The following is an 11901-nucleotide window of genomic DNA, read 5'->3' on the forward strand; positions in this document are numbered from 1 at the left end:
GGCCCGATAGGGCCTTAACCCTCGCCCCTCCCACCGCCTCGGACAAATCAACCAAATGCCCATGATGCGTAAAAAAAACAACCTGCGTCCTTTGCGCCAACTCCTTCAGAATCTCTAAAGTCGCCGTCGCCCGCTGGTCATCGAAGCGCAGCAGAATGTCGTCCACCACGAACGGCAGGGGGGTGTTGTGTTGCAGGTATTGCTCCAGGCCGGCCAGGCGCAGGGCGAGGTAGAGCTGATCGGCGGTGCCGTCGCTCATGCCTTCCACGCGCACCAGTTCGCCGCAACCCTTGCCGCCGCCGTTGCCGCTACCCTTGTCGCTACCGCTCCGGCTGCTGTCCCCGCTGCCGTTCCCTCTGCCGCTGACACTCACGCTACCGCAGACGCTCCTGCTGCCACAACCGCTGTCGCTCCCGCTACCGCCCGCATCACCGCTGCCGGCACCGTTTTCCACCTCGGAATTCCCCGCAGCCGCATCCCCCCCGGCCGCATTCCCAACACCCGCGCCCTCCCCACCAACCGCCGCACGCACCCCCACCAGCACTGGCTTTCCCTTGTCGTCATACTCGGCGCGGATGGTGGCGAAGTTGCCCAGGGTCAGGCGGGCGAACAGCTCGCCGGCGCGTTGCACCAGGGGCCCCTGGTGCTTTTCGCGGTACTGCTCGATGGCCCCGGCCAGCACGGCGGTGGCGATGCGCAGGCGCGCATATTGCCGCACGTCGGCCTCCAGGCGCGCCAGCACATGCTCCGCCGCCTCGGCGTGGCGGGCCGCCTGGGCGTTGCCGTCCATGCGGGCCAGCTCGCTCTTCTCGGTGCCGATGGTCTGGTCCAGACGCGAGCGCTCCTCATCCAGGGCTGCGACCTGCTCGTTGAGGTCTATCAGCCGGGCCTCCAGGGTGTCGGGATCCTCGGTGGCGGCATCGGCCACGAAGGCCGTGACCGTAGCGCCGGCGCTCAGGGCGCGCAGTTGGCCGTCGATGGCGTCCAGTTCGGCGCGCAGACGGTCCCGCGCCTGAACCCGCTGCTCCACCGCCGGCAGCCGGGCCGGATCGTCGCAGTCCGCCTGGCGGCAGAGCGCCTCGCGCTGGGCCTGGTTACGGGCAATGGTCTCCCGCGCTTGATCGCGGGCGGCCTCGGCCTGCTTTTTCATTTCCAGCAGGGTTTGCCGCTTGGAGCGCTCCTCGCGGGCGGCGGCCAGCCGGGCAGTCAATCCGGCGGCGGCCGTTTCCGGCGCTTCTGTTGCCAACTCCGGCGCCAACTGCGCCGTCAAGGTCCCCACCTGCTCGGCAAAGGCCGCCGCATCCCGGTCCATGCCGTCCAACCGCTTGCCCAGGGTGTCGGCCTCCTCGATCTTGGCCCGCGCCTGGCGAATGGCCTCGATCACCGCCAGCGCCACCGCCGGATCGTCCTCGACATCCAACCCGATGGCGGCCACGGCCCGGCCCCACTGGGTCTTCCAATCCGCCAGGGCGTCATCCAGGGCCTTGCACTGGGACACCGCCTCCTCCAGCTCGCCCTGCCGCGCCGCCAGTTCCCGCTCCAGATTGGCCCGCTCGTTGTGCAGCTTCTCCTGCTCGGCCAGCAACGCTTTGGCCATGGGCAGCAGGGTGGCCAAGGGCGCATCGCCCGCCGCCGCGCGTCCCGCATCGGCCAGCGCGCCGGCCAGCCGCCGCCGCACCGCTTCCAGGTCCGCCGCCTGCCGCCGGGCCTGTTCGCCCCGCGTGCGCCAGTCGGCCGCCTTCTCGCGCAAGGCCGCCATGGCCGCCGCCCAGGCGCGCATCTCCTTGGGGCCCCGCGGCACAATGCCCGCCGGCGCCCACAGTTCATGCCACGCCGCCCGCACCTCCGCCACCTGCGCCTCGGCCGCCGCCAAATCGGCCGTCACCCCCTCCAAGGCGACCTGGTGCTGCGCCTGCTGGGCCAGCCACAACCCCTTGCGATTGACCCGCTCCGCCTCCCGCCGCAGCCGGTCGGCAATCCCGTCGGCCGCCGCCACGCTCTGGGCGTAGGCCTCGGGCAGATCCCCGGCCGCCGCGAACTGTTTCATCAACGCCACCGCCGCAGACCCATCATCCACCGCCCCATCAACCACCGACGCATCATCCGCCGTCGCGTCATCCGGCGCCCCGTCATCCAACGCCACACCCACCAACAACCGCCGAATCGCCACCCAACCCCGGTCCCGCAACGCCCGCGCCGCCGTCAGATCGGCCTCGCTGGGCACCGCCCCGGACTGATCCAACCCTTGCAAATCGGCCGTGACGCGCGCCAGCTCCTTGGCCGTCGCGGCCTTCTCGGCCGCCAGCTGCTCCCCGCGCCGCTCGACGGCCGCCAACCGCGTCTCAAAATCGTCGATGGCCGCCGCGGCCGGCAGCGCCAACGTCTCCAAAGCCGCCAGATCACCATCCCACAACGTCTGGCGCCGCAGCTCCGCCGCCAGCGTTTCCCCCAGCCGGTCCAGCGCCGCCCGCTCCTTGGCCGCCTGGGCCGCCAGCGGACCGGCCTGCAGTGCCTCTTCCAGCACCGCCTTGAGCCCCGCCAGATCCCGCGGCGCCGCAAGGGTGCGCCCTTGCCGGTGCAATCCGCGGACCCGGGCCGCCAACTGCCGGCGCCGCTCCAGGGCCGTCTCCCGCTGGGTGGTCAAGCGCGCATAGCGCTCGCCCAGCTTCTGGATCGCCCCCACCGCCGCATGGGTCGGCGCCGTCGCCCGCGCCCACTGCACATCCACCGCTCCGCCGATCTCGGCCAGCCGGGCGGCCGCCTCCTTCTCCAGAATCCGCCGCCGGGTCTCCAAACCCGGCCGGTCCCGGCGCGCTTTGTTCACGCTGCCCAACGCCTGCTGCAACCCCTCGATGGCATCCGCCCGGGCCAACAGCGCCTCGGGCAACACCAGTTCCGCCATCTGTGCCACAGCACGCGCAATGGTCTCCTGCGCCTGTTGCCACCGCGCCTCGGCCAACGCCAGTGCCGTCTCCACCGCCCTGCGCTGATCGCCGAAGTCCTCCGGCAGATCCGGCAGATCGGCATAATCCGCCAAAGCGCCCATGATCTCGGACCGGCCCGCCATCAACGGCAAAGCACTCCGGATGCGCTCCAGCCGCGCCCGCTCCCGGTTGCAACGATCCCACGCCGCCTGCACCTCGCCGATCCGCTGCCGCGCCGCGCGCAACGCCCGGTCATGGGTCTGCCACGCGCTGCGGGACAAAACCGCCACCTTCTCCGCCTTGCGGATCTCCTTCAACTCGACCAAGGCCTGGTTGATCCGCGGATTGGCGCCCCCCGCCTTGAACAGCGCCTCGCCCGCCTGCAGCAATTCCTGCTGCACCTCCCGCAACCGGATCAGCCCCGAACCGGCGGCGAAGAGCGCCTGGCCCACATCGCCGCCCCCCGAAACCAGCTCCAGGCCCCCTTCCACCAGCTCCTGGTGGCCGATGGCGAACATGCGGTTGAAAAACCCCTCGTCCACGTTCCCCAAACAGGCCGCCAGCGCCCCATCGTCCAGCACCGTCTCGTCATCTTCCGCCCGCAGCGTCTTGGAGTGGCCCTTGCGCCGCACCACCGACAGCACCTCCCCGCCATCGCACACCAGCCGCGCGCCGATGCGCATGCGCGGATGGGGATGCACAAAATTGTCCGGACTGCGCAGGGGAATGCCGAACAGCAACTGCCGCAACGCCCGCAGCGCCGAACTCTTGCCCGCCTCGTTGGGGCCGTACACCACCTGCAACCGCCCCTCGCCGCCGGACAGATCCAGCACCCGATCGGTAAACGGCCCGAAGGCGATCAGCCGCAGCGCCTCGATCCTCACGATCGCTCCTCCCGCAACCGCCGCAGCAGCAGCGCCTCGGCCTCGTCCAGCAACACCCGCAGCCCCTCCGGATCATCGGGCCGCACCACCTCCCCCTCGCGCCGCAACTCCGGCGGCAGCTTGCGCCACACATCCGCCAACCGCTCTCCCAAATCGGCCAACGCCCCCTCGTCGGCCCGCAAAGCCGCCAAATAATCCGCCAGCTCCCCCATCGGACCGCCCCCATCCGCCGCCGACCCTGCACCCTCGGGCCGCGTGGCCAACCGTACCTTCTCCACCCACACCCCCTCGCCGCCCACCGCCAGCGCCGCCGCCCGCACCGCCTGGGTCCACGCCTCCGGATCGGCCGCCAGCACCCCATGGGCAACACACGCCCCCACAAACGTCACCCGCACCACCACCGGCAAAGGCGCATGTTCCGCCAAAACCCCCGGCAACACCGCCTGCAAACGATCCAGACAGGCCTCCCGCGACCCGCACCCCGCCACATCCACCGTCAAAACCACCCAACGCACCACATCCAGGGGACGCAACGCCACATCCAGCGCACCCCCCTCGTCCACCCGCACCAGCACACACCCCTTGACCCCCGCCTCCCGGATATGGCGCCCCTGAATGCACCCCGGAAACACCACCGGCGGATCCAACGTCACCTGCTCGAACTGATGCACATGCCCCAGCGCCCAATAATCATACCCCTTGCCCGTCAAATCCCCCACCGAACACGGCGCATAAGGCGCATGCCCCTCGCGCCCGGTCACGCTGGTGTGCAGCAACCCCACATTGAAAAACCCCGGCACCGGCTCCGGATACCCCGCCGCCAGATTCTCCGTCTCCGCCGGCCGCCCGAAACTGCGCCCATGCACCGCCACCCGCAACCCCTCCAACACCCGCGTCTGCGCCGACTGGTGCCCGAACAACACCACATTGCCCGGATAGGGCAACCCCCCCGTCACCTGCCCCGCCGCATCATGATTGCCCGCCACCACAAACACAGGAATCCCCGCCGCATCCAACCGCCGCATCTGCCGCACGAAAAACAACCCCGTATTGTAATCGCGCCACTCCCCATCGAACAAATCCCCGGCGATCAACACAAAATCCACCGCCTCGGCCAAAGCCAACCCAATCAAATTCTCGAAAGCCCGCCGCGAAGCCCCCCGAATCACCTCCACCGGCGCCCCCTCATACACCTCCAACCGGTGCAAAGGACTATCCAAATGAATATCTGCCGCATGAATAAATTTCATAGTCTATATCTACCACCCTCAAATACACCGGGCAAGAGATGTAAATGCCCCAAATCCACCATCCAAAGATTTGCAAAGAATAGTGTATTTTAGGATGATGAAGCAATTCCACTTTGTGAGCCGAATGGAATACATCAAGGTTCAAGTCCGAAACTACAAAGATGAACCTTTCGGCGCCGTCTGCATCCGATTAATAGCCTGTTCCCCTATTGATAATGGCGCTTAAGGGAGTACCGAAGAAAAAATCGAGGAGTTCGGGGTCGAGGTTGGTTTTTTCTATGGTGAGTTGGCGGAGGTGGTGATCGAAGCGGGTGATTTGGTTGAGGGTGTGGCGGGCTTGGGTGTCTGTGGGGGTGGTTTTGAGGGTTTGGATGAGGGTGGTGATGTGGTGGGGATCGCATTTATTTTGGTGTTCGGCGACGAGGTCGGCGAGGTGGGGGATGCGCTGGAGCAGGTGGGCGCGGGTGAGGCGGTTTTGGTTGTAGGTTTGTTCGATGGCGCGGGTGTCGCGGCAGTTGAGGAGGCGGCATTCCAGGGGGCGGTGGGCGTAGATGGTGCAGCCGACGGGGTCGGGGGTGTAGTAGCGGCAGGTGGTGTTGTGTGGGCCGCTGCTTTTTATTTTGATGATGTCGGTGGGGGCGGGGGCGACGATGTTGCGGACGTTGTCGGAGGCCGGTTGGCCTTGGCGGATGGTGAAGAGGTGTTTGAGGGGGATGCGGCCGCTGGTGACCAGTTGTTCGTCGGCGAGGTGCAGGGCCGGTCCGCCTTTGCGGCAGCAGGTGCCGCAGCGACGGCAGGGGGGGGACGTGTTTGTTGGGTTTGTTGAGTTTATTGGGTTTTTTGGGTTGGGTTGGGGTTGTTGGGGGTTTTGGTTCATGGGTTTTTGGGTGTTTTTTTGAAGGGAGAGGCCGCCCCGGGTGGGGCGGCCTCTTGGTTATGTGGATTGGTTTTCTGGTTTAGATTTTGCCGGCGCGGCCGTCGTCGCAGGGTTCGTCGGCGGCGTCGGCGCGGCCGTGTTCGGCGGTGGTGGAGAGGGTGCAGACGGCCGGGTCGTCCGCCGCGGCGTCGGCCTGGACTGTTTCCACTTCGGGTTCGGGTGGGGCTTCGGCGGCCAGACGTTTGTAGCGTTGGTAGCGGGCCGTGAGTTCCTTGGCGAGCTGGGTGTGCAGGCGTTCGGCTTCTTCGGGGAACACTTTTTTGAGGGAAGCGTAGCGCACTTCACCGGCCAGGAACTCTTTTAGCGTGCCGTCGGGGGCCTTGGAATCGAGCTGGAAGGGGTTTTTGCCTTCCTCGGCCAGACTCGGGTTGTAGCGGTAGAGAGGCCAGTAGCCACTGGCGACGGCCAGTTTGGTCTCTTCCTGGGTCTTGCCCATGCCTTTGGCGATGCCGTGGTTGATGCAGGGCGAGTAGGCCAGGATCAGAGAGGGGCCGTCGTAGGATTCGGCTTCCGCCATGGCTTTGAGGGTGTGCTGTTTGTTGGCCCCCATGCCGATGCTGGCAACGTAGACGTAGCCGTAGGTCATAGCCATGGCGCCCAGGTCCTTCTTGGCGGTCTTTTTGCCGGAGAAGGCGAACTTGGCGATGGAGCCGGTGGGGGTCGCCTTGGAGCTTTGGCCGCCGGTGTTGGAGTAGACTTCGGTGTCGTAGACCATGATGTTGATGTCTTCTCCCGAGGCCAGGACGTGGTCGATGCCGCCGTAGGCGATGTCGTAGGCGGCGCCGTCACCGCAGAAGACCCAGTAGGACTTTTTGGTGAACAGATCGGCCATGCCCAGGATCTGTTTCAGCAGGGGGTTGTCCGTGTGTTGGGGCAGCAGCTGCTTGAGCTGGTCGCCGTACTGGCGAGAGCGCGCCGGGTCTTTCATGTGGGTCAGCCAGCTGGAGAGGACTTCTTTGACGGTGGCGTCGATGTCGCCGGCCACGGCTTCGGCGACGAGTTGGGCCAGTTGGCTGCGCCGCTGGAGTTGGCCCAGCAGCATGCCGTAGGTGAATTCGGCCGGGTCCTCGAACAGGGAGTTGCCCCAGGTGGGGCCGTGGCCGTCCTGGTTGGTGCAGTAGGGAATGGAGGGCGCCGAGCCGCCCCAGATGGAGGTGCAGCCGGTGGCGTTGCCGATGATCATGCGCTCGCCGAAGAGCTGGGTGAGCAGCTTGGCGTAGGGGGTTTCGCCGCAGCCGGCGCAGGCACCGGAGAACTCCAGCAGGGGCGGGTAGAACTGGCTGCCCTTGACGGTGTCGCGCTTGAATAGGGTTTCGCGAGAGGGCAGCGTGGCGGCGAAGCGCTGGTTGGGCACCTGGGCGGCCAGCTGGGTTTCCAGGGGCTTCATCTCGAGGGCCTTGGTCTTGGCCGGGCAGATGTCGGCGCAGTTGCCGCAGCCCATGCAGTCTTCGGTGTAGACCTGGATGCGGAACTTGTACTCCTTGAGTTCCTTGCCCACGGCCTTGATGGCTTCATAATCGGCCGGCGCCGCCTTGAGTTCTTCTTCGGTGGCCAGGAAGGGCCGGATGGCGGCGTGGGGACACACCATGACGCACTGGTTGCACTGGATGCAGTTCTCCTTGATCCACTCGGGCACGTTGATGGCCACGCCGCGCTTCTCGTACTGCGTAGTGCCCACGGGGAAGAGGCCGTCCACGGTAAAGGCGCTGACCGGCAGCTTGTCGCCCTGCTGGGCCAGCATGGGCCGCATCACTTCGGTGACCCAGGCGGGTTCCGCCTTGGCCGGCAGGTCTGTGTCGGCGGCATCGGCCCAGCTTGCGGGGTATTTGATTTCCACCAGGTTGTCCAGGGTGCGGTCCACGGCATCCACGTTCATTTTGACGATGCGATCCCCCTTAAGACCGAACATCTTCTTGATTTCGCCCTTGAGGAAATCGACGGCCTGGGCCACGGGCAGCACGCCGGAGGCTTTGAAGAAGGCGGTCTGCATGATCATGTTGATGCGCCCGCCCAGGCCCACGTCACCGGCGATTTTGACCGCGTCGATGTTGTAGAACTTGAGCTGCTTGCGGGCGATGGAGCGGCGCATGGCGGCGGGCAGTTTTTCTTCCATCTCCTCCAGGGACCAGGGGCTGTTGAGCATGAAGGTGCCGCCGTTTTTGATCCCTTCCAGCACGTCGTAGATGTGCACGTAGGCCGGGTTGTGGCAGGCGATGTAGTCGGCCGCGTTGATCAGATAGGTGGACTGGATGGGGCTTTTGCCGAAGCGCAGGTGGCTGATGGTAACGCCGCCCGACTTTTTGGAGTCGTAGGCGAAGTAGGCCTGGGCGTACATGTCGGTGTTGTCGCCGATGATCTTGATGGCGCTCTTGTTGGCGCCCACCGTACCGTCGGCCCCCAGCCCCCAGAACTTGCACTGCACGGTGCCCGGCGGTGCCACGTCCAGACCCGGCTTTACTTCCAGAGAGGTGTGGGTGACGTCGTCCACGATGCCGACGGTGAAGTGGTTGCGGGGCGTGGCGGCGGCCATGTTGTCATAGACGGCCAGCACCATGTCGGGGGTGAACTCCTTGGAGCCCAGCCCGTAGCGGCCGTTGACCACTTTCAGGGCGCGGCCCTGTTCCATCAGGCCGGTGCACACATCCAGGTATAGAGGATCGCCCAAAGCGCCGGGCTCCTTGGTGCGGTCCAGCACGGTCGCGGTCTTGGCCGTGTCCGGCAGGACGGCGATCAGGTGCTCGGCGGAGAAGGGGCGGAACAAGCGCACCTTGATCAGGCCCACCTTGCGGCCCTTGGCCACCAGGTGGTTGACCACCTCTTCGATGGTTTCGCAGGCCGATCCCATGGCGATGATCACGTGTTCGGCGTCGCGGGCGCCGATGTAGTCGAACAGGCGATAGGGCCGACCGGTCAGATCCCCCACTTTCTGCATGTACTGCGCCACGATCTCGGGCACCTTGAGGTAGTAGGGATTGGCGGCTTCGCGGCCCTGGAAGTAGATGTCCGGGTTCTGGGCGGTGCCGCGCAGCTCGGGGCGCTCGGGATTGACGCCGCGGGCGCGGAAGCGGGCCAGGGCTTCCTGGTTGACCAGCTTGGCCATGTCGGCGTAGTCGATCAGCTCGACTTTCTGGATTTCGTGGCTGGTGCGGAAGCCGTCGAAAAAGTGCAGGAAAGGCACACTGGCTTCGATGGCCGCCAGGTGGGCCACCAGCCCCAGGTCCATCACTTCCTGCACCGAGGCAGAAGCGAGCAAGGAGAAGCCGGTCTGCCGCACGGCCATCACGTCCTGATGATCGCCGAAGATGCTCAGGGCGTGGGCGGCCACGGCGCGGGCGGTAACGTGCAGCACGCCGGGCAGCAGCTCGCCGCTCATCTTGTACATGTTGGGGATCATCAGCAGCAGGCCCTGGGAGGCGGTGAAGGTGCTGGTCAAGGCGCCGGCGGCCAGGGACCCGTGCACCGCCGCGGCGGCGCCGGCTTCGCTTTGCAGCTGCCGGATCAGCACCCGCTGGCCGAAGATGTTCTTGCGGCCTTCGGCGGACCACTCATCGCAGATTTCGCCGATGGGGGATGACGGGGTGATGGGATAGATGGCGGCAGCGTCGCTCATGGCATAGGCCACATGGGCGGCCGCGGTGTTTCCGTCCAGGGTTTTCATTGTTCGGGCCATGCGGATACTCCTTTGTGTTGATGCAATTTTTGAACACGTTCCAAAAGAGGAGAATAAACCATATTCAGGTTATGTTGGCAAGGTTTTATGGGACGCGCGCGCACCGAGCCATCCCAGTGGCCTTCGGCAAGGTCCCGCCGGCGAAAGTGCTGCGCCACGGCATCCCGCACGCCCTGCCGCCACATGACGGCGGGGGCTATTTCAGGTCGTCCTTGAGTTCGTCGAAGCGGCAGCTCAGGGTGAGGGCTTCGCCGTCGAAGGCGGTGCTCACCTTGTAGGGCAACGTCTTGAACAGCCGGATCATGGCCTGGTTGTGCGGCGCGGTGTAGGCCACCAGGCCGCCGATACCGTTTTCCCGGGCCACATCGGCCATTTTTTTGAGAAAGCGTTTGCCCAGACCCTTGCCCTGGTAATCCCGATCGATGGTGAAAGCCACCTCGGCCAGGTTGCTGTTGACCAGCAGCAGGTACTCGGCCACGCCCACCACCCGGTCGAAGCCGGCTTCGCCCACCACGGCGATCAGGGTCAGGTCCTTGATATAGTCGATTTGGGACTTGTTTTCCACCTCCCAGCGCTCGAAACTGGTCTTTTCGTGAAAAAAGCGCCGGAAGATGTCCTCCTGTGCAAGGCTGTAATAGTGCTCCTGGATGCGCCGCTCGTCCACCGGTTTGGCCGGGCGAATGGTGATGGTTTCGCCGTTTATGGTCAGGTCGTCCTCCAGGTTGACCGGATAAACCGCCTTGGCCGCCTCGCCGAGATTGCGCTCCGGACCGATGATGCCGGCCTCTTTAGCGGATTCGAACAGTTCGTCGCGAAAATCGGGGTGGGCAATGCTGATCAGGGCGATGGCCCGCTCCTGCAGGCTCTTGCCGAACAGGTTGACCACGCCGTATTCGGTGGCCACGAAGTGCACGTCACCGCGGGGCACGACCACCGCCTCGTTGCTCATCACGGGGATGACCCGGCTCTGCTTGCCGTCCACCGAAGTGGAACGCAGCATGAGGATCGATTTGCCGCCGGGGGCGCGCCGGGCGCCGCGCACGAAATCGGGAATGCCGCTGACCCCCGCAAAGAGGGTGTGGGCCACGGCTTCGGCCGACACCTGGCCGGTCAGATCGATACTCTGGGCCACGTTGAGGGAGACCATGTGGTTGTGGCGCGAAATGACAAAGGGGTCGTTCACATAGTCGGAGGGATGGAACTCGATGGCCGGGTTGTCGTTGAGAAACTCGTACAGCTCCGTGCCGCCGAGGGCCGCCGAGGCCACCATTTTGCCTTCGTTGTAGCCTTTGCGGCGATTGTTGATCACCCCCATGGAATAGAGGTGCATGATGTCGTTGGTCAGGTACTGGGAGTGAAACCCCAGGTCGTTTTTCTGCGAAAGGGCCTGCACCGTGGCCTGGCTCTTGGCGTCCAGGCCCACCTGCAAGGTGGCGCCGTCTTCGATCAGGCGGGCGATGTGCCGGCCGATCCAGGTGGCGATGGCCGAAGGGGGCGCCGGTGTCAGGGTCAGCAGCTCCTCCTCGTGCACAACGATCACATCCACGTCGTTGACATGAATGAAGCTCTGCCCCATGACCCGCGGCATGCGCGGGTTGACCTGGGCGATGACCGTCTCGGCGGCATAGGCGGCCGCCCGGGTGACATCCACGGAAATGCCCAAACTCATCCAGCCGAAATCGTCCGGGGGGCTCACCTGAACCAGGGCCACGTGGATGGGCAGCCGCCGGCTCTGGAACAGGCCCGGCACCTCGGAGATGTTCATGGGGGTGACAAAGCGCAGGTTGCGGGCGAAGCTCTCCGAGCGGGCCGCGCCAAGGTAGATCTGGCGGATGCTCAGGTTGGCCTCATAGGTTTCGGTGGCGATCTCGGTCAGGGGCGCCGACTCGTGGCTCATCATGCGCACGATTTCCACATCGCTGTAAGAGCGGGCGTTGGCAGCCAAAGCCCGCACCAGCGCCTGCGGCTCACCGCAGGCCGACCCGATGAACACCCGCTGCCCCGACCGCACCAGCTTGAGCGCATCCTCGGCCGAACGCTGCTTTTGAATGTAGTTGTCCGCCCAATAGGTCGATTTTTTTCCCATGGCGCCCATCCCCTGACCGTTTCATCACACGCCGGGCCAGTTCCAGTACCACGTCCTTGGAGAGGGATCCATCGCCGCGCGACACGCCGATAAGATGGATGTATTATGGAACAATTCGCTCGTAAGGGCAATATGGGTTGGCAGCGTTTG

5 protein-coding genes are annotated in these 11901 nt (G+C 65.5%); all 5 read right to left on the bottom strand.

Annotation, left to right across the window (positions count from 1 at the left end):
* Nucleotides 1-3808 (bottom strand): ATP-binding protein (locus MRX98_RS22105; protein ID WP_343217778.1); only part of this gene is annotated, 3808 nt, incomplete at its 3' end.
* Nucleotides 3805-5058, bottom strand: coding sequence for a metallophosphoesterase family protein (locus MRX98_RS19670; protein WP_281432447.1), 1254 nt, complete (start codon nucleotides 5056-5058; stop codon nucleotides 3805-3807). The genes MRX98_RS19670 and MRX98_RS22105, both read right to left, overlap by 4 nt.
* A gap of 190 nt (nucleotides 5059-5248) precedes the next feature.
* Nucleotides 5249-5935 carry a YkgJ family cysteine cluster protein gene (locus MRX98_RS19675; protein WP_246914185.1) on the bottom strand — a complete coding sequence of 229 codons (687 nt, stop codon included), beginning with the start codon at nucleotides 5933-5935 and terminating at the stop codon, nucleotides 5249-5251.
* 79 nt (nucleotides 5936-6014) lie between these two features.
* Nucleotides 6015-9665, bottom strand: coding sequence for a pyruvate:ferredoxin (flavodoxin) oxidoreductase (nifJ, locus tag MRX98_RS19680; RefSeq protein ID WP_246914187.1), 3651 nt, complete (start codon nucleotides 9663-9665; stop codon nucleotides 6015-6017).
* 196 nt (nucleotides 9666-9861) lie between these two features.
* Entirely contained in the window at nucleotides 9862-11751 is a 1890-nt protein-coding gene (locus MRX98_RS19685) for a GNAT family N-acetyltransferase (protein WP_246914188.1), read from the bottom strand.
* Nucleotides 11752-11901: the final 150 nt, after the last annotated feature.

This window comes from Desulfatitalea alkaliphila (assembly GCF_022968795.1).
Taxonomy (GTDB): Bacteria; Desulfobacterota; Desulfobacteria; order Desulfobacterales; family Desulfosarcinaceae; genus Desulfatitalea; species Desulfatitalea alkaliphila.